Consider the following 21,347-nt stretch of genomic DNA (forward strand, 5'->3'; position numbering starts at 1 on the left):
GGCCCCTAGTTGTATTGAATAAAGATATCGTGCACATATGATAAACACTATGAATGCAAAAACAATCATAATTTGCTTCACACTCGCACCCACCTTAAAAAACAAAATCCATACCGATACTATTATATGATGATGGTTAGCAATTGTATATCTTATTTACTCAAGAAATTTTGCTGAATACGATCACTTTACTCCATTGTACCCAATTTATTCATTCCGGAAAAGTCAATGAATAAAATATCCTCTCTAGACGTTTAAAAACCCGAACTCACCTTTAACATTTTTAGATGGTTCGGGTTATTATTCAGTTATGACAATTTACATATTCCGTCTGTATTGTCCGCCCACTTCATATAATGCATTTGTTATCTGTCCTAAACTTGCTACGTTAACCGTTTCCATTAGTTCGTCAAAAATATTCCCACCGCTTACTGCAACCTCTTTTAATCGTTGCAGTGCTTCTTGAGCAACTGCTTGATTTCTTTCTTGGAAAAGTTGCAGATTACGTATTTGTGTTTCTTTTTCTTCTTTAGATGCCCTGGCAATCTCCATACTGTCAACTGCATCATCTGCTGGTGGATTTGGATTGATATACGTATTAACACCAATAATCGGCAGCTCTCCTGTATGTTTTTTCATTTCATAATACATCGATTCATCTTGAATTTTGCCGCGTTGATATTGCGTCTCCATCGCACCTAGTACGCCACCGCGATCATTCATTCGCTCAAATTCAACTAATACTTGTTCTTCGACTAAATCTGTTAATTCATCAATAATGAATGCACCTTGTAAAGGGTTTTCATTTTTAGACAATCCATGTTCCTTTGTAATTATCATTTGGATAGCCATCGCTCGTCTAACTGATTCTTCTGTCGGTGTTGTAATCGCCTCGTCATATGCATTAGTATGAAGAGAATTACAATTATCTTGGAGTGCCATTAACGCTTGAAGCGTTGTACGAATATCATTAAAGTCTATTTCTTGTGCATGTAAAGAACGACCAGATGTTTGAATGTGGTATTTTAATTTTTGACTTCGCTCATTTGCACCATATTTGTCGCGCATAACTGTCGCCCATATACGTCGCGCGACTCGACCGAGAACAGTGTATTCTGGGTCTAAACCGTTCGAGAAGAAAAATGAAAGGTTTGGCGCAAAGTCATTGATATTCATCCCTCTACTTAAATAATATTCCACATAAGTAAAACCGTTGGCTAAAGTAAACGCCAATTGAGAGATAGGATTCGCTCCCGCCTCGGCAATATGATAGCCAGATATTGAAACAGAATAATAATTTCGAACCTTTTGATCAATAAAATATTGTTGAATATCTCCCATCATTCTTAAGGCAAACTCAGTGGAGAATATACAAGTATTCTGGCCTTGGTCTTCTTTTAAAATATCAGCCTGAACGGTTCCGCGTACAGTTTGTAAAGTGAAAGCTCTGACTTCTTTAAACTCTTCTACTGTGAGAACCCTACCTAGTTCTTTTTCTTTCTTTTCAACTTGCTGAGAAATGGCTGTGTTCATAAACATCGCTAGGATGATAGGGGCCGGACCATTTATTGTCATAGAGACAGAAGTCGTAGGGTGACAAAGATCAAAGCCCGCATAGAGCTTCTTCATATCATCAAGTGTACAAATACTTACGCCACTCTCTCCTACTTTTCCATATATATCTGGGCGATAGTCCGGGTCTTCTCCATATAAAGTAACTGAATCAAAAGCTGTACTTAATCGTTTCGCATCGTCATCTTTAGATAAATAATGAAAACGACGGTTGGTTCTTTCAGGTGTACCTTCACCTGCAAATTGTCTCTTCGGATCTTCTCCTTCTCGTTTAAAAGGGAAAACACCAGCTGTATAAGGGAAAGAGCCTGGTGCATTTTCTTTATAAACCCACTTGATAATTTCCCCGTAATCTTTATAACTCGGTAGAGCTACTTTCGGGATCTCTAAGCCAGATAAGCTCTTCGTCCGCAGAATGGTTACTATCTCTTTATCTCTTATTTTCGTGACAAACCTATCGCCTTTGTATTGCTCTCTTAACTGTTCCCAACCTTCTAATATCTTCTTAGATTCAATCGTTAATTGTTCATATGTCTTATCTTTTAACATTTGCAGGGCACTGTGCGCACTTGTATCTTTTTCTTCAGATAACATGGTCATTGCACCCTCTAGCTGAAAAAGCTTTCTTGCTAAATCCGCTTGTTCTTCGGCTTTTTTATGATAGGTGCGTACCGTATCAGAAACTTCTCTTAAATAGTAACGTTGATCATTCGGAATGATGACATTTTGTTTTTCTACATCAGCCGTTTTCTCGTAAGTGGTTACCCAATTTAAACCCGCTTGTTTATTTATGATTTCAACGAGATTAGCAAATACGGCATTCGTGCCCGGGTCATTAAATTGACTGGCAATCGTACCGAAGACAGGCATGTCATCAAGTTCTTTTTCAAATAGCATGTGACTGCGCTGATATTGCTTTTGCACTTGTCTTTTCGCATCTTCCGACCCTTTACGTTCAAATTTATTGATAACAATTAAATCAGCATAATCAATCATATCAATCTTTTCTAACTGTGAAGGAGCGCCAAATTCACTAGTCATCACATACATAGAGACATCACAAATATCCGTGATACCTGCATCCCCTTGACCGATACCACTTGTTTCGACAATAACTAAATCAAAACCAGCAGCTTTTACTACTGAAATCGCATCCTTAATGGCCAGTGACAATTCACTTCTCGCTTTTCTCGTTGCCAGGCTTCGCATATAGACTCTCGGATGAAAAATCGCATTCATTCTTATCCGATCTCCGAGTAATGCCCCACCTGTTTTTTGTTTTGTCGGATCAACTGAAAGAATAGCTACTTTCTTATCAGGGATATCATGAATAAACCTTCTAATTAGTTCATCCGTTAATGAACTTTTACCCGCTCCCCCTGTTCCAGTGATACCAACGACCGGGACTTGTTTCTCTAGTTTCTTCACTTTATCCATTACGGGATCCAGACTGACCGCAAGTTCTTTCTCTAAACTAATGTGATGTTCAGCGATTGTAATTAACCTTGCTATCGAGTTCACATTGCCTTCTGGAAGCTTCTTAACTAGGTTATCATCTTGTTGAGTAAACGTAGGAAAATCACATTCTTGTAGCATTTCATTAATCATTCCTTGCAAGCCATTCTTTCTGCCGTCTTCAGGTGAAAAAATTCTTGCTATGCCATATTCGTGCAATTCTCTAATTTCACGTGGGATAATCACGCCTCCACCGCCACCATAGATTCGAATGTGAGGGGCTCCCTTTTCTTGTAAGAGGTCATACATATACTTGAAATATTCAACATGACCTCCTTGATAGGACGACATGGCAATTCCTTGGACATCCTCTTGTATCGCGGCATTCACTACTTCTTCAACTGACCGATTATGCCCAAGATGAATGACCTCTGCCCCGCTCGCTTGAATAATACGCCTCATGATATTAATAGATGCATCATGACCATCAAATAAACTTGAAGCGGTTACAAATCGGACATGATTCTTTGGTTTATAAACCTCTATCGTACTCATGGATAAATCCTCCTCTTCATACAGCATTAATCATCACTTTTCTTTCTTTCGGTGAAGGCAAACTTAGTTGTGAAAATATTTTATTTTCAGTTATCTTTACAGGTAACCTATTCTCGTTTCTCTGCATGTATTGCTTGAAAAAGTAAATCTGTTTGTAGTTCAATATATTCCTCAATCGTAAACATTCTTTGTAATGACCAACGCCTAAACGCCCACATTTGTCCTTGGACAAAAATATTATGAGCGATCATCTTGACCTTTGTCTCAGGTAATGAAAGCTCTCCATTTTCTATGCAAAGAACGATTACTTTCTCAAACATTGCCACCATTTCAATTTCTTTTTCTAAAACATAAGGTAACGCGTCTTTCGATAAAGACTTTACTTCCTGATACATTACTAGCACTTCATCCTGCATGCCATCAACGACTCGGAAATAATCTGCTATCCCTTGTCTCAAGCTATCAATCGTTCCCTTTTTTGTGTCTAGCCCCTTTTGTAGATGCTCCCGAACCTTATCATAAATACTGTCACAGACAAGATATAGTACATCTTCTTTTGTTCCGATATATTCATATAATGTACCAATACTAAATCCAGAGGCTTTCGCAATCTCTCTTGTCGTCGTTCGGTGGAACCCTTTTTCGATGAATAGGTTCACCGCTCCTTTGATCATTTGATCTCTTCTTTTTTTTACAAGCTTTTCATCTTTGACAGAGGCCTGTACTTCTCTCTTTGACATGATTATCTACCGTCCTTTTATACCCTCCATCCATGTTGATGACTGTATAAACCTCTCTTTACTTAATGGATCTACGAGAAGAATCATTTAATGCGGGGCAACGATCTAAATACGTACCACAACATAATCGGAGCCCCATTTCTTTATTTGTTATTTCGTAACCATTCTTGAAATGACTAATCTTTGAATTTCTTGAGTACCCTCATAAATTTGTGTAATCTTTGCGTCTCTCATATAACGCTCGACAGGATAATCCTTTGTATAACCATAGCCACCAAATACTTGCACAGCATCCGTTGTCACCTTCATCGCTGCATCGCCAGCAAAAAGTTTAGACATAGCTGATTCTTTTCCATAAGGTAATCCGGCAGATTCCAACCAAGCTGCTTGATAGGTCAATAGTCTAGCTGCTTCCACACTTGTTGCCATATCTGCTAACTTAAAACCAATTCCTTGCTGAGTCGCAATCGGTTTGCCGAATTGAACACGCTCTTTTGCATAAGCAGTTGCCGCATCTAACGCACCTTGAGCAATTCCAACAGCTTGTGCAGCAATACCATTGCGACCACCATCTAACGTCATCATCGCAATCTTAAAGCCCTCACCGACTTCACCGAGCACATTTTCAACTGGTACTTTGCATTCTTCGAAAATGATTTCAGTTGTAGGAGAAGAACGAATACCTAACTTTTTCTCTTTTTTACCGACAGAGAATCCTTCATAATTAGACTCGACTATAAAGGCCGTTGTTCCTTTATGTTTATTTGAAGGATCAGTTAAAGCAAATACAACATAAATTTCTGCTTCACCACCATTTGTGATGAAAATTTTTGAGCCATTAAGAATGTAATGATTGCCCTCTAATCTCGCCGTTGTTTTCATGCCGCCAGCATCAGATCCGCTACCTGGTTCTGTTAGACCATAAGCACCTATTTTTTCACCTTGTGCCATCGGCTTTAAATATTTTTGTTTTTGTTCCTCTGAACCAAATTTATAAATTGGCCATCCTGCTAGGGATGTATGTGCAGATAAAGTTACACCTGTAGATGCACATACACGTGACAGTTCTTCCACCGCTATACAGTATGCTAAATAATCACTCCCAATACCACCATATTCCTCTGGCCAAGGAATACCTGTTAATCCTAGCTCAGCCATTTTATTGAATATATTGCGGTCAAAGCGTTCCTCTTCATCACGACTAGCAGCAGTCGGCGCCACTTCGTTTTGAGCAAAATCTCTTACCATTTTTCTAATCATTTCATGCTCTTCACTTAATTGAAAATTCATGATTATTCCTCCAAGATAAGTTGTTAAAGTTGTTTACTGATTACTAGCTTTTGAATTTCACTTGTACCTTCGTAGATTTCCGTTATCTTTGCATCACGGAAATACCTTTCTACAGGATAATCTTCTGTATAGCCATACCCACCAAATACTTGAATCGCATCCGTTGTGACTTCAACAGCTGTTTTAGAAGCAAACAATTTAGCCATTGATGCTTCTTTCCCACATTTTTGACCGTTTTGTCTCATATGAGCAGCACGATAGATTAGTAGTCTTGCCCCTTCAACTGCCGTTGCCATATCTGCTAACTTAAAGCCAATACCTTGCTGGGCTGCAATCGGCTTACCAAATTGGACTCTTTCTTTAGCATAAAGAGTGGCTGCGTCAAGGGCAGCTTCAGAAATCCCCAGGGCTTGGGCAGCAATGCCGATTCTCCCCACATCTAAATTAGACATGGCAATCTTAAAGCCTTCACCTTCTTCACCTAAAAGGTTTTCCGAAGGTACCTCCATATCTTCAAAGCTAAGCTGTAAAGTTCTTGAACCATGAAGTCCCATTTTATGTTCATCTTTTCCGATGACTAGTCCAGGGGTATCCTTGTCAACAATAAAAGCCGATATTCCTTTTGTCCCTAATGCTGTGTTTGTGGAAGCAAAGACAATATAGACATCCGCTTCCCCACCGTTTGTAATAAATACTTTAGAGCCATTGATGATGTATTGATCACCTTTTTTTACCGCTTTTGACTTTAAGCTGCCTGCATCAGAACCTGCACTTGGTTCAGTCAAGCAAAACGCACCCAAATATTCTCCACTAGCTAACTTGGGAACATATTTTTGTTTTTGTGTTTCTGTACCGAAATAAACAATTGGATTCGTACCTACAGATGTATGGACAGATAGAATCACACCAATTGTTGCACTTACTTTAGAGATTTCATTAATAGCAATTATATAGGACATAAAATCCATTTCAGAGCCACCATATTTTTCCGGAATGGGAATCCCCATTAATCCAAGCTCTCCCATTTTTCTCAAGACTTCCCGTGGAAATTCGCCCGCTTCCATCCTTTCCACATATGGAGCTATCTCAGCTTGAGCAAAATCCCTCACCATTTTTCTCATCATCTCTTGCTCTTCAGTAAACTTTAAATGCATATACTTAACCCCCGATGTCGTCAATTGTATGTGTCTTAGCAAGGTTCAAAACAGATTTTTATCCACTTCGACTAATTATTTAACTTACTTAATCATTAAGCGTATTCGTAAAAACCTTTACCAGTTTTCTTACCTAGCCATCCAGCCTTTACATACTTTCTTAGTAAAGGACATGGACGATACTTATCATCACCGAAGCCTTCGTGTAAAATTTCCATAATATAGAGACACGTATCTAAACCGATGAAATCAGCTAATGTCAACGGTCCCATCGGATGGTTCATACCCAGTTTCATAACGTCATCGATTGCTTCTTTCGTTGCAACTCCCTCATATAATGTATAGACAGCCTCATTAATCATCGGCATGAGAATGCGGTTAGAAACAAAACCTGGAAAGTCCTCCACTTCTACTGGCACCTTGTTTAATTGTTTCGTCATGTCCTCAATGGCTTGATACACTTCGTCTGTTGTTGCTAAACCACGTATAATTTCGACTAATTTCATGACTGGTACAGGGTTCATAAAATGCATACCAATCACTTTATCGGGACGTTTAGTCGCTGCGGCAATTTCAGTAATCGGTAAAGAAGATGTATTTGATGCTAATATCGTATGTGCTGGCGTAATTTCATCTAGTTGGTTAAATATCTTTGTCTTCACTTCCATATTTTCAACAGCTGCTTCTATCACTAAATCCACCAGTTTTGCATCTTCTAATGAAGTAGAGGGAATCAGATTAGCAAGAACTTTTTCCATTTCTTCTGCTTGCATTCTGCCCTTATCTACTTGTCTCGTTAAATTCTTTTTAATCACACTTAATCCGCGGTCTAAAAATTCCTGCTTTAAATCATTTAAATAAACACTGAATCCCGCTTGCGCACAAACTTGCGCGATCCCTGAACCCATTTGTCCTGCACCGATAACCATTACTGTATTGATACTCATTTATTTATCCCCTCCAGGAAAATTATTGTTTGGCCACTTCTATCATTACTGCGTCACCTTGACCTCCACCTGAACAAATCGCAGCAATGCCAATACCGCCACCTCTGCGCTTTAATTCATGCATGAGTGTTAAAATAATCCTTGCACCACTTGCACCAATCGGGTGACCGAGGGCAACCGCACCGCCATTCACATTTACCTTCTCTTCATCTAAATTGGCAATTCTTCCACTCGTTAAGGCAACTGCTGCAAAGGCTTCGTTTATTTCAAATAAATCAATATCATCTAAGCTTTTACCTGTCTTTTTTAATAACTCATTAATGACTAAGCCAGGTGTTTGCGGAAAGTCCTTTGCTTCTACCGCAATTGCTGTATGACCGAGAATTACTGCCCCTATCTCTTTTCCTTCACGCTCTGCCTTTTCTGCACTCATCAGTACAAGGGCAGCCGCACCGTCATTTACACCAGGAGCATTTCCTGCAGTAATACTTCCACCTGGACCAAACGCGGAACCTAATTTAGCTAACTTTTCTAAGGATGTATCTTTCCTAGGCGCTTCATCTTCTGAAACGACGATGCTCTCACCTTTCCTTTGCGGTACTTCAACTGGCACAATTTCTTCAGCTAACTTACCTGATTTAATTGCTTCTGATGCACGCTGATGACTTCTCAATGCCCATCTATCTTGTTCTTCTCTACTAATGTTGAATGCTTCAGCTGTTTCATTCCCATAAGTGCCCATGTGCACGCCAGAAAAGCTGCAAGTTAAACCATCATATGTCATTAAATCCTGCACTTTGCCATCGCCCATTCTTAATCCCCATCTAGCCTTTGGCAGAAGATAAGGAGCATTACTCATCGATTCCATCCCACCGGCAACAATGATCTCTTCTTCACCTAGTCTCAAAATTTGATCTGCTAAGGTCACACTTCTCATTCCTGAAGCACAAACCTTATTGATTGTTTCCGTTTTCACTTCCCAAGGTAAGTCAGCTTTTCGCGCCGCTTGCCTTGAAGGGAGCTGTCCTTGTCCTCCTTGTAAGACTGAGCCTAATATTATTTCGCCCACATCTTGCCCAGCAACATTCGCTCGTTTTAGAGCTTCTTTAACAACGATTCCGCCTAAATCTGAAGCGGTGAAAGAGCTTAGCCCACCAGCAAATTTACCAAAAGGTGTTCTTGCACCTGCAACAATGACTGTTTTACTCAAAACTTTCACTCCATTCCTATTTATCTCTTATTCAATTAATTTTCTTTTAACGAAAGAGGCTATTGACTGAACGCTCGCTCAAAGGATGTCCACAGAAAAAGAAGAATTTCTGCAAATATCATGAAAGCGCTTTATTTACTTTATTTTACACGAAAAAAGAGAAGAATTAAAACAATATCCTAAAAATTCATAAAATTTATTTTTACTGAATTTTTATACGTTTCAATTCCTCTCTCCTTATTTCTATGAAGCGAGTGTTTGTTCACCGATAACAGCTTTTTCTAAAAGCTCAGCTACATCATATGTTTGTACATTTTCTTCTACTTCTTTTGCTTTTGTTCCATCTGATAACATCGTTAAGCAATATGGACACCCTGAACTAATAACCGTTGGATTGACCGCTAATGCTTGTTCTGTACGTGAAACATTGACACGATTGCCTGTTTCTTCTTCCATCCACATTAATCCACCACCAGCACCGCAGCACATTCCTTTTTCGCGATTTCTCTCCATTTCAATCAGTTTCACACCTGAAATCGATTTTAAAATTTCACGAGGTGGATCATATACTTCGTTATAGCGTCCTAGATAACAGGAATCATGGAAGGTAATCGTTTCTTCTACGGCATATTGTGGTTTTAACACACCGTCCTTCACCAATTTCGCTAATACTTCTGTATGGTGGTATACCTCGGCCTTAAGCCCAAAGTCTGGATATTCATTTTTAAAGATATTATAAGCATGTGGATCGATTGTTACGATTTTCTTCACTTCATTTTTCTCAAACTCTTCGATATTCTTTGTTGCTAACTCTTGGAATAAGAACTCATTCCCTAGACGCCTTGGTGTATCACCTGAGTTCTTTTCTTTATTGCCAAGGATAGCAAATTTAACTCCTGCCTCATTCAAAAGGCGAGCAAAGGAAAGGGCAATCTTTTGGCTACGGTTATCATAAGAACCCATTGCTCCTACCCAGAACAGATACTCATAAGATTCATCTGCTTTCTTCATTTCTTTCACTGTAGGAACATGTACATCTTCACGAAGACTTCTCCAATCTTCTCGCTCTTTCCTATTTAGTCCCCATGGATTTCCTTGACGTTCAATATTCGTCATCGCACGTTGTGCATCGGCATCCATTTTACCTTCTGTTAAAACAAGATATCGGCGTAGGTCAATAATTTTATCTACATGTTCGTTCATAACTGGGCATTGGTCTTCACAATTACGGCAAGTTGTACATGCCCATATTTCTTCTTCTGTAATGACTTCTCCAATCAAACTCGGACTATAAGCGAGGCTCGCTGCCGCCTCTTCAGCTCCCTCTGCCCCAGCTGCTAAAGCAATTTGATTTCCCTTCGTATTCGAAAAGGCAAATGTCGGTACCCATGGTTGTTTTCTAGTCACCGCTGCCCCGTGGAATGTTAAATGGTCACGCAACTTAATGATAAGATCCATCGGAGAAAGCATTTTACCTGTTCCAGTCGCCGGACACATATTTGTACAACGACCACACTCAACACAAGCATAAAAGTCGATCATTTGTAATTGCGAAAACTCCTCAATATGTCCAACACCAAATGTCTCTTGTGATTCATCTTCGAAATCGATTGGTTTTAACTTTCCTGGGTTATCTAATCTATTGAAATATACATTTACTGGTCCTGCAATCAAATGAGCATGCTTCGATTGTGGAATATAGACTAGGAAAGCGAGTAGGAATAATAAGTGAATCCACCAAGAAACATAAAAGACTACAATAGAAGCTGTTTCACCAATCCATGATAAGGCGATGGCGAAAAGCGAAGCGACCGGTTCGGTCCATACAGGATCATGTCCGTGCCAAATCATCGACATGCCATTTCCTAATAAAACAGATAACATCAAGCCGCCAATAAAAATTAAAACAATCCCTGATTTAAAACCTCTTTTTAAACGAACAAGCTTTTCAACATATCTTCTGTGAAATGCCCAGATGACGGCAACCAAAATCATTAAAGTAACGATTTCTTGGAAAAAAGTGAATCCTGGATACAACGGACCTAATGGAAGATGTGATCCAGGCGATATTCCTTTGATAATAAAATCGATTGCACCAAACTGTACTAAAATAAAGCCATAGAAGAACATGACGTGGATAGCGCCACTTTTTTTATCCTTTAAAAGCTTTTTTTGTCCGAATACATTGACCCAAATTTTGTTCATACGCTCTTTGACATTATTGTCAAATGCCGTTTTCTTTCCAAGCTTAATGTACTCATATCTGGTCTTGAGCAAATAAGCAAACAAACTAAGTGCGTAAGCGATTACAAGAACGGTCGCAATAAGGTTAACCCATAATAATGCATTCACGTGTGTTCTACTCCTTTCTCGTCTAATCCATGTGTATAAGAAGATTATTCAATGTAAAAAGAAAATTTTATCGTATTAAAATTTTCTGAATTTAAATCTTAGTTCCATTATATAATGAATGAGCATTCAGTCAACTACTTTTTATTTATTTTATCCTTTTTTCTTCAGTCAATAAAAGCGATAATAGAATAGGTCTCTATGGAGATACTATTTAAACATACTGTTTTGGGAGATGATCAACTTGACAATCCTTCTTTCTGTTGCGGTCATCTTGCTGATTGCTATCGTATTTATTTTTCTTCTGTGGGTCGATTATGCCCTTGGTCGTAAAAAACATTTAAAAACAGTCAGCCGAATGAACCCCTCCCCCGCTTTCGCTAACTTTGTCCTTTTTGCGGACGGACCTTCATTATTTGATGATTATTTTACGGAATTAAAAAAAGCAAAACACCATATCCATATTCTCTTTTATATTGTTAAAGACGAAGGAATAGGACAGGAATTTTTAACTATCTTAAAGCAAAAAGCAAATGAAGGTGTAGAGGTACGTCTGCTATTAGATTGGGCAGGTAGTTTACCGATTATTCTGAATTTTAAACTCAAAAAAGAGTTACGATCTAATGGTATTCAATTAGCCTTTGCCCATACACCTACGTTTCCCTTTCTATTTTACAACGTACAAGCAAGAAATCATAGGAAAATTTCTGTAATTGATGGAAAAGTAGGATATTTAGGTGGATTTAATGTAGGCCCTGAGTATATAAACCTTGACCGTAAACTCACACCATGGCGAGACTACCATTTAAAAGTAAGTGGAGAAGGTGCACATACTTTACAAAGTGTTTTCCTACAAGATTGGGCAGATGCTAGCAACCAACTAATAAGTAAAACTGAAAAGTATTTTCCAGAAGATATAACAAAAGGCAGTGTACAACATCAGTTTAAAGTGACTGATGGCGCATTCTTGAAAGAGGAATATATCACACTGATTGAAAATGCTGAACAATTCATTGAAATTGGTACACCCTATTTTATTCCCGGTGTAGAAGTAATGCAGCATCTATTGTCCGCATTAACAAGAGGGGTAAAAGTAACGATTATGATTCCCTATACGAGCGACCACTTTCTTGTCAAAGAAGCTTCCCATCGTTACTTACGTCCATTACTGAAGGCAGGGGCAGAAGTGTATGAGTATAAAAAAGGTTTTTATCATGCAAAAGCAATGATCGTCGATGAAGTGGCTGTTGTCGGAACAGCTAATTTTGATAAAAGAAGCTTCTTTCTTAATGATGAAATAAATTGTTATAGTAAGGAGCCTCATTTTCATAAAGAACTAAGTGAAGTATTTCATAAGGATTTAGCCTATGCAGAAAAACTACAATATCAAGATATTTCTGGTTTCAACCTGAAGAGGCAAGGGAAAGAATTATTAGCACGATGTGTAGATCTCTTTTTATAAGGAGCCGATAACTATTGATTTCAATACGTTTCGGGTATGTATCTCATGCGATTACATTATGGGATGCCTCCCCTGCAAAAACACTTACTTACGCCCGCTATCAACAATTAAGTGCTCATGAAAGATTAGATAAACTCAAGGAAATTACTGCACTTAATCTTGCTCACACAAGGCGAATGGTTCATTATAATATTGCTCATGAAATCCCATTATACCGATTATCAAGTTCGATCGTGCCACTTGCGACACACCCTGATGTGAAATGGGATTTCCAAACTCCATTTAAGGACGAGTGGCATGCATTAGGTAAATTAATTACAGACCATCAATTACGGGTAAGCTTCCATCCTAATCAATTTACTTTGTTTACTTCTCCAAGACAAGGAGTGACAGAGAATGCCGTGACTGATATGCAGTACCATTATGACATGCTACAAGCAATGGGTCTAAGCGATACAGCAATTATTAATATACATATAGGCGGTGCTTACGGTGATAAGGTAACCTCACTAGAACGTTTCGAGAAAAACCTTAAAACTTTACCCACTCATATCAAGTCGAGAATGACGTTAGAAAACGATGATAAAACCTATAATGCCGAGGAAACACTTGCTGTATGTGAAGAAGAAAAGGTGCCAATGATTTTTGATTATCATCACCATATGGCTAATCTCGTGGACATTCCTTTAATAGAATTATTACCTCGCGTGTTTCAAACATGGAGCCATATTGGTTTGCGACCAAAAATTCATGTGTCTTCGCCTAAGTCAGATAAAGCCTACCGATCACATGCTGACTATGTAGATTTCCAATTTGTTAAGCCACTGCTCTCGACTCTCCATGAAATAGGACAAGATGTTGATTTAATGATTGAAGCGAAAGCAAAGAACTTAGCCTGTTTACAACTTGTTGAAGATGTCGCTAGCATTCGCGGGGTAAAGCGTGTTGGTGGTGGAAAGGTTGAATGGAAATAGCGGATAAGACAATATATACTCTGATGCATACCGATAAAAATAAAAGAACCTAAAGTAGACTAATGATCTTATTTATCTGCTTTAGGTTCTTTCTATGTGTAATGATAGAAATGCCATGTAAAAACTTAATAACATCCTCCCCTTTCTTCTGTCTTTTACTGCGGAGACATAACTTACGCGCAATTCTTCATCTCCTCCCTTTACCTTTTGCGTGCAAACACGACTTACGCGCAATTCTTCTCCTCCTCCCTTTGTCTTTTGCGTGCAAACATAACTTACGCGCAATTCTTCATCTCCTCCCTTTACCTTTTGCGCGCAAACACGACTTACGCGCAATTCTTCTCCTTCTCCCTTTGTCTTTTGCGCGCAAACACGACTTACGCGCAATTCCTCTCCTCCTCCCTTTACCTTTTGCGTGCAATCATAACTTACGCGCAATTCTTCATCTCCACCCTTTGTCTTTTGCGCGCAAACACGACTTACGCGCAATTCTTCTCCTTCTCCCTTTGTCTTTTGCGTGCAAACATAACTTACGCGCAATTCTTCATCTCCTCCCTTTGTCTTTTGCGTGCAAACACGACTTACGCGCAATTCTTCTCCTTCTCCCTTTGTCTTTTGCGTGCAAACACAACTTAGTTACTCTATTGATTCGAGATGAATCTTTCAATATTTTGAAAATTACTAACTTCAGATTTTATAAAGAGAGGTGGGAATGATAGCGTTATTTAGTCTACCAGCATCTACTTCCTTTTTCGGTTAAGGAAATCTACCTGTAGTTTCCCCATCCTAATATAAAATAAGGTCATATTTGGTCATGATAGATAATCCTCTACAGTGCAATTCGCTTCGCACCTCTTGATATTTATGAAACTTTTTAATTCTCCTATTACTACTCTGCAAGCAACCAACAAAGCCTGAATATATTGTGTGAATCTATTTTTATTTCAAGAAAAAAAGCGCCCACTACATGAGTGGGACGCTTGCTGTACGGCACTTACATTTTTTCAGGAGCTGATACACCGATCAATGCTAATGCATTTTTCAATGTTGTTTGTACCGCTTTAATTAGCGCTAGTCTTGCTTTTGACTTTTCAGGCTGTTCGCTATCTAAAACTTTTTCAGCATTATAGAAGCTATGGAAAGTAGATGCTAAGTCAAAGATATAATTGGTAATTCGATGAGGCATGCGCTTCTCAGCTGCTTCAGCTACTGCTTGTGGAAATTCGCCAATTTTCTTCAATACATCTAGTTCTTTTTCTGCTCCGATAAAAGATAAGTCAGCTTGGGCGTCAAGAACTAACCCTTGTTCTTCACCTTGTCTTAAGATGCTTGAAATACGCGCATGTGCGTATTGTGCATAATATACTGGGTTCTCGTTAGACTGTGATACAGCTAAATCTAAATCAAAATCTAAATGAGTGTCTGCACTTCTCATCGCGAAGAAATAACGAGTCGCATCTAAACCGACTTCCTCTACAAGATCACGCATGGTTACTGCTTTACCTGTACGTTTACTCATTTTCATTTTCTCGCCATTTTTATATAAATGAACGAGCTGAATAATTTCAACTTCAAGGGCATCTTTACTATAGCCAAGTGCTTGAATGGCAGCTTTCATACGCGGGATATAACCATGATGGTCTGCACCCCAAACGTTAATAATTTTTTCAAAGCCACGCTCTAATTTATCTTTATGATAAGCAATATCTGGTGTTAAATACGTATAGGAGCCGTCATTTTTAATCAAAACACGATCTTTGTCATCACCGAAAGTAGTAGAGCGGAACCATGTCGCACCATCTTCTTCGTATATATGACCATTCTCTTTTAATGCTTCCAATGCACGGTCGATTTTTCCATTATGATAAAGTGAAGTCTCTGAATACCATACATCATAAGGAACACGAAAATCTTCCAAGTCATTTTTTAATTTTTCCATTTCATATTTCAGACCATACTCACGGAAAGTGTCAAAACGCTTTTGGGCATCGTAATCGACATACTCATTACCATGTTCTTTAGCAAGTGTTTTACCGATATTAATAATATCTTTCCCATGATAACCGTCTTGCGGCATCTCTTTTTCCATACCTAACGCTTGGAAATAACGGGCTTCTACAGAATAAGCGAGATTATTAATTTGATTGCCGGCATCGTTAATATAGTATTCACGCGTAACATCATAGCCTGCCTTCGCTAGAATGTTGGATAATGAATCACCAACAGCTGCCCCGCGCGCATGCCCTAGGTGTAAATCACCTGTTGGATTAGCAGATACGAACTCTACTTGAACTTTTGTGCCATTACCTACATTTGTTTGACCGTAGGCTTCATCTGCTTCTAACACGGTAGGAATTAAGTTCGTTAAATAACGATTATCCATGTAAAAATTCAGAAATCCTGGCCCAGCGATTTCCATCTTTTCAATCGAAGCTTTTGATTGATCAAAGTGAGTAATGATATCTTCAGCAATCATTTTTGGCGCTTTTTTTGCCACTCTTGCAAGTTGCATTGCCATATTTGTAGAATAATCACCATGCGTTTTGTCTTTTGGTATTTCTAGAATAACATCAGGAATTTGTCCCTCTTCAGCTAAGCCAGCTTTTATGACAGCTTGTTTAATTTCCTGTTTCAAATTGTGTTGCACCTGTTCAACGATATTCACTCAGTTTTCCTCCTCAAATGCGATGGTTAGATGATAGGTTCCTGCTTTAGCTCCTTGCATGTTTAAATCATACATCAAATCAATAGAGCCAGTGCTTGTCTCTTCTTTAAACTCATGCACCATTCTCTTCGTTAAAGTTTTTAAATTAAATACACCATATGGGGTCGTATAATTGCCTCTTAAAGACTGATGCATTTTAAATGGCAAGCGCATTTTTATCGAACCACTTCGTAAGATTAAACCGTCATCCTCAGTCATTTTTACAATGGTTTTCACCATGCCTACATCCATCTCTTCTTCATATTGAAGATATCTAGCATTTCCTTTTTTATAGTATCGACCAACCGCCGTTAATTCAAAAGTATCCTTACTATTCCCATCATGGATGGTCGTTTTCACATTTATTTTTACAGGAATTTGATCATCTAAAACTTTCGACAATCCCTCCACATCCTTTTATACCGTTTCAAACGAAATTTCTATAACCTTATTAGTATAAAACAAATTAATGTTATCTTCCAGTCATGAATAATTATACAATAACAACTTTGACCACTAGTATACCACGGGCGTCCACAGGACTTTTCTGATGAAAAGCGTATGATGAAGCTTTTCACGTAGTTTGTATTTTTGAACTAAACACAAGATATCACACAAAACCAAATAAAAAACGAACAAATTCTCCAATAATAGAATTTGTTCGCATCATCAATTTATTTCACCCAACCTAAAATCATTTCACGAATAAGCTTACTAGCTGTATTGGCAGTTTGTTCTGATGGGTCATAAATGGGTGCCACTTCAACTAGGTCACAGCCAACTACATTCACATTGGCACGAGCAATTTCATGAATAGAGGCTAAAAGCTCCTTAGAAGTAATGCCTCCAGCATCCACAGTACCTGTACCCGGCGCATGTGCAGGATCAAGGACATCGATGTCAATTGTCACATAGACAGGACGACCAGCTAATTGTGGCAAAACTTCCTTCAAAGGTGCTAACACTTCAAATTTAGAAATATGCATCCCTACTTCTTTAGCCCATTGAAACTCTTCTTTCATACCAGAACGAATCCCAAATGAATAGACGTTTGTTGGACCAATGAGATTAGCCGCCTTCTTGATTGGTGTGCTATGAGAAAGTGGTTCGCCTTCGTAATCGTCTCGTAAATCTGTATGTGCATCCATATGGATAATCGCTAAGTCAGGGTATTTCTTATACATCGCCTTTATGACTGGCCAGCTAACTAAATGCTCCCCACCCATACCAATAGGGAATTTATTATCTGCAAGTAGTCCGTCAATGTATTCCTCTATCATATCGATACTTTTTTGAGGGTTTCCAAATGGTAATGGAATATCTCCTGCATCGAAAAATTTCACTTCTTCTAGTTCCCGATCTAAATAAGGGCTATACTCTTCAAGGCCGATGGACACTTCTCTTATTCTTGTTGGGCCGAATCTTGAACCAGGACGATAGCTGACTGTCCAGTCCATTGGCATCCCATAAATAACAGCACTGCTGTCTTCATAATGCGGATGACTTTTAATAAACACATTTCCTGAATAAGCTTCATCAAAACGCATAGAGAGTCCTCCTTATTCCACTAAATCTTGAACAAATTTTGGTAGTACAAATGCAGCCTGATGTAGTTCTTTTGTATAATATTTCGTCTCAATTTCGTGGAAACGCTCTTCTTCCACTTTTAGTGGATCGTGCTTTTTCGAACCGATAGTGAATGCCCATAATCCACTAGGATAAGTAGGGATATTCGCCACATACAGACGTGTAATTGGGAAAATTTCTTTTACATCCTTTTGAACATTGCGGATTAAGTCTGCTTTAAACCACGGATTATCTGACTGCGCTACGAATAAACCATCTTCCTTCAATGCTTTAGCAATACCTGCATAAAAACCTTTAGTAAATAAGTTAACTGCCGGGCCCACTGGTTCTGTTGAATCGACCATAATAACGTCATATTCGTTTTCACTTTCAGCAATATGCATGAAGCCATCGCCCACTTTTACTTCTACACGCGGGTCTTCAAGCTTTCCTGCAATTTCTGGCAAGTATTTTTTCGAGAATTCAATAACCTTCCCATCAATATCTACAAGTGTCGCTTTTTTCACGCTAGGGTGCTTTAACACTTCACGAATAACGCCTCCGTCTCCACCACCGACAACGAGGATATTCTCAGGGTTTGGGTGAGTAAATAAAGGCACATGAGCGACCATTTCATGATAAACAAACTCATCCTTCACAGAAGTCATGACCATATCATCAAGAAGAAGCATATTGCCCCACTCTTCTGTTTCTACCATGTCTAGCTTTTGAAAATCTGTCTGTTCCGTATGTAAAGTTCGATTCACCTTCATCGTGATACCGAAGTTCTCTGTTTGTTTTTCAGTAAACCAAATGCTCATTATTCTTCAATCCTTTCTATTAAAAAAGTGCCTCATTTAACCTTATCGTTCCCGAAAAGCAAAATGACAAACATGAGAAAAGTATAGAGGATTCTAGCAAAATTGCAAGTGAAAATTTTGTTAAAAAGCAGATACCCGTTAAAAAGAAGAGTGGGCTAATAGAATCTTCGCACTCATTCATTATGAAATCGGACCCGTCTTTGACTTTTTGGCTATATGATTGAACCGATTTAGATGTTTGATGACCTGACTTTCTCTTTTATGTTCATGGCTTTGACTTTACTATTCATGTTTGACCCATTCCGGGGGTTTCATGCAGACTTTATAGATTCGTGTAATCACAAATATGCATGTTTAAAATACCCTATAGTTTTCAATACTATATGTAAACGAAGCACATTAAAATGGGGGTGGTATATGTGGAAATCATGACAAATCAGCGCTTTAGAAATGCAGGTAAATATTTGCGAGCACTCGTCATTTGTAGCTTAATAGGTTCAGCGTTAGTGGTCTGCCTGCTCATCGGTATTTTCATTTATGCCAAAATTTTAGGTCCACCACCACTTGCCGTACCACAATCCACTTTATATATGGCAAGTGACGAATCTATTATTGGTGAAAGTCACACAGGGGAGAAAAGGTATTGGGCAGATATTACTGATATTTCCCCAGATTTAATTCATGCGACGATCGCGATTGAGGACCAGAGTTTCTATGAACATCATGGCTTTGATTATAAAAGAATTGCTGGCGCCTTGCTGGCAGACCTAAAAGCAATGGCAAAGGTACAAGGTGCGAGTACAATTAGTCAGCAATACGCTAAAAACCTTTTTCTCGATCAAGATAAAACGTGGACAAGGAAAATAAAAGAAGCGTTTTATACCCTAAGAATAGAAATGAGTTACACAAAAGAGCAAATACTAGAAGGCTATTTAAATACAATCTATTACGGTAACAGGGCTTACGGTGCACAAGCAGCTAGTCAGTTTTATTTTGGAAAAGATGCAGCTGATTTAACTTTAGCCGAATCCGCTATGCTCGCAGGTATTCCAAAAGGACCAAGTGCCTACTCACCTCTTGCCTCATTTGAGAAAGCGAAACAAAGGCAAAAGTTAATCTTAACTTCTATGGTAGGGAATCAATATATTACGAAAAAGGAAATGGCAAATGCTTTTAATGAAGAGCTTACTTTCGTTGGTGAGCATCAATATTACGTGAACACTATTGCCCCCTACTTTCAGGATGCAGTCAAAGCTGTACTAAAATCTCAATTAGACCTTGATGAAAGAATGATTGAACTTGGTGGATTACGAGTTTACACAACACTAGATCGCCAAAAACAAGAGACAGCAGAGAAAACAATTGAAGAAGTGATGACAGAAGATACTTCAATGCAAGTCGGGCTCGTATCAATGAATCCTAAAAATGGACATGTAGAAGCCATGGTTGGAGGTACAGATTATGAAGAGAGCTCATTTAATAGAGCTTTACAAGCGATTAGACAGCCTGGATCTACGATGAAGCCCCTTTTATATTACGCGGCCATTAAACAAGGATTTACACCAGCATCAACAGTAATGAGCAAACCTACTACTTTTCGGTTTGACGATGGACAATCAACATATGCACCTCATAATTATAATAATAAATATGCAGATGGAGATATAACGATGGCGCAGGCACTAGCGCTCTCGGATAATATATATGCTGTGAAAACCCACCTTTTTTTAGGTGAAGAAACGCTCGTTAAGACCGCTAAAGATTTTGGTATTCAGTCTAAGATGGCCAAAGTCCCTTCACTCGCCCTGGGTACATCCGGATTAAGAGTAACAGAGCTTGCCAATGCATACAGCATGTTGGCTAATGGTGGGAAGCGTACTGACCCTGTTTTTATAACAAGAGTTGAGGATTATAAAGGCGATGTCCTTTACGAGGCTAAGGGATCAAATGAGCAAGTATTAGATAAGGATACAGCCTTTGTCGTGACAGAGATGATGACGGGCATTTTTGATCAGACATTAAATGGTTATGCTAGTGTGACTGGATCTACTATTAGCAATCAACTCACAAGACCATACGCAGCAAAATCTGGTTCGACGGAGACTGATAGCTGGATGGCTGGATTCTCTCCCCAGCTCGTTACTGCTGTATGGACAGGTTATGATGATAATCAAACGATCGACCTTGTGAAGGAAAAGGCGTTTGCAAAGGAGATTTGGGGGAATTATATGGAAGATGCCCACCAGGGACTTCCAATTCGCCAGTTCACACCAACAAAGAATACAGTAGGCGTTTATGTTGAACCTTCCACTGGCAAACTAGCAACAGAAAATTGCCCTGCCAAACGTCTTACCTACTTTATTAAGGGAACCGAACCAACTGAATACTGTTCGCTTCACCTGCCTGAATACCATGCAGAGGAAAAACAAATAGAGAAAGAGCCAACCCCTAAGGAGAAAAAGCCTTGGTACAAGAAGATATTACCATGGACTTCATAATTCGCACACAAACATGACAATAGTAGAAATAATGAAAAACCTCGACAGTA

General features: G+C 38.8%; 15 protein-coding genes. 3 read left to right on the forward strand and 12 right to left on the reverse strand.

Annotation, left to right across the window (positions count from 1 at the left end; genetic code table 11):
• Positions 1–318: 318 nt before the first annotated feature.
• From icmF to LG276_RS22055, 7 genes are all read right to left on the reverse strand, one after another.
• Positions 319–3,582, reverse strand: coding sequence for a fused isobutyryl-CoA mutase/GTPase IcmF (gene icmF / locus LG276_RS22025; protein ID WP_404292903.1), 3,264 nt, complete (start codon positions 3,580–3,582; stop codon positions 319–321).
• 107 nt (positions 3,583–3,689) lie between these two features.
• Positions 3,690–4,322: a TetR/AcrR family transcriptional regulator gene (locus LG276_RS22030; RefSeq protein WP_224936778.1), complete on the reverse strand. Its 633-nt coding sequence runs from the start codon at positions 4,320–4,322 to the stop codon at positions 3,690–3,692.
• Between the two features lie 150 nt (positions 4,323–4,472).
• On the reverse strand, positions 4,473–5,612 hold the full coding sequence (locus LG276_RS22035) for an acyl-CoA dehydrogenase (RefSeq protein ID WP_224936779.1): 1,140 nt from the start codon (positions 5,610–5,612) through the stop codon (positions 4,473–4,475).
• 23 nt (positions 5,613–5,635) lie between these two features.
• The gene (locus LG276_RS22040; protein ID WP_224936780.1) at positions 5,636–6,766 is read right to left on the reverse strand and encodes an acyl-CoA dehydrogenase; all 1,131 of its coding nucleotides are present in this window, start codon (positions 6,764–6,766) and stop codon (positions 5,636–5,638) included.
• A 95-nt stretch (positions 6,767–6,861) separates the two neighbouring features.
• Complete coding sequence (locus LG276_RS22045) at positions 6,862–7,713, reverse strand: 3-hydroxybutyryl-CoA dehydrogenase (protein WP_224936781.1); 852 nt, start codon at positions 7,711–7,713, stop codon at positions 6,862–6,864.
• A 22-nt stretch (positions 7,714–7,735) separates the two neighbouring features.
• Positions 7,736–8,923, reverse strand: a complete 1,188-nt coding sequence (locus LG276_RS22050; protein ID WP_404292905.1) for an acetyl-CoA C-acetyltransferase — start codon at positions 8,921–8,923, stop codon at positions 7,736–7,738.
• A gap of 243 nt (positions 8,924–9,166) precedes the next feature.
• The gene (locus LG276_RS22055; protein ID WP_251162329.1) at positions 9,167–11,275 is read right to left on the reverse strand and encodes a (Fe-S)-binding protein; all 2,109 of its coding nucleotides are present in this window, start codon (positions 11,273–11,275) and stop codon (positions 9,167–9,169) included.
• Positions 11,276–11,516: 241 nt separating this feature from the next.
• On the opposite strand from LG276_RS22055, the gene cls reads away from it, so the two are divergent.
• Positions 11,517–12,734 (forward strand): cardiolipin synthase, encoded by a 1,218-nt coding sequence (gene cls / locus LG276_RS22060; protein ID WP_281203255.1) that lies wholly within the window; start codon positions 11,517–11,519, stop codon positions 12,732–12,734.
• 17 nt (positions 12,735–12,751) lie between these two features.
• The gene (gene uvsE, locus LG276_RS22065) at positions 12,752–13,708 is read left to right on the forward strand and encodes a UV DNA damage repair endonuclease UvsE (protein WP_404294472.1); all 957 of its coding nucleotides are present in this window, start codon (positions 12,752–12,754) and stop codon (positions 13,706–13,708) included.
• Between the two features lie 81 nt (positions 13,709–13,789).
• Here the strand turns inward: uvsE and LG276_RS22070 are convergent, their stop codons facing one another.
• From LG276_RS22070 to speE, 5 genes are all read right to left on the reverse strand, one after another.
• Entirely contained in the window at positions 13,790–14,299 is a 510-nt protein-coding gene (locus LG276_RS22070; protein WP_404292907.1) for a hypothetical protein, read from the reverse strand.
• A gap of 403 nt (positions 14,300–14,702) precedes the next feature.
• A complete protein-coding gene (gene argS / locus LG276_RS22075) occupies positions 14,703–16,373 on the reverse strand; it encodes an arginine--tRNA ligase (RefSeq protein ID WP_281203253.1) in 1,671 nt (556 codons plus the stop codon).
• Positions 16,374–16,814 carry a DUF1934 domain-containing protein gene (locus LG276_RS22080; RefSeq protein WP_224936788.1) on the reverse strand — a complete coding sequence of 147 codons (441 nt, stop codon included), beginning with the start codon at positions 16,812–16,814 and terminating at the stop codon, positions 16,374–16,376.
• Between the two features lie 272 nt (positions 16,815–17,086).
• Positions 17,087–17,959 carry an agmatinase gene (gene speB, locus LG276_RS22085; protein WP_224936789.1) on the reverse strand — a complete coding sequence of 291 codons (873 nt, stop codon included), beginning with the start codon at positions 17,957–17,959 and terminating at the stop codon, positions 17,087–17,089.
• Positions 17,960–17,971: 12 nt separating this feature from the next.
• Positions 17,972–18,799, reverse strand: a complete 828-nt coding sequence (speE, locus tag LG276_RS22090) for a spermidine synthase (RefSeq protein WP_224936790.1) — start codon at positions 18,797–18,799, stop codon at positions 17,972–17,974.
• A gap of 419 nt (positions 18,800–19,218) precedes the next feature.
• On the opposite strand from speE, the gene LG276_RS22095 reads away from it, so the two are divergent.
• Complete coding sequence (locus LG276_RS22095) at positions 19,219–21,297, forward strand: transglycosylase domain-containing protein (RefSeq protein ID WP_281203252.1); 2,079 nt, start codon at positions 19,219–19,221, stop codon at positions 21,295–21,297.
• Positions 21,298–21,347 lie beyond the last annotated feature (50 nt).

Origin of the sequence: Cytobacillus kochii (assembly GCF_044790165.1) — a bacterium.
Classification (GTDB): domain Bacteria; phylum Bacillota; class Bacilli; order Bacillales; family Cytobacillaceae; genus Cytobacillus; species Cytobacillus kochii.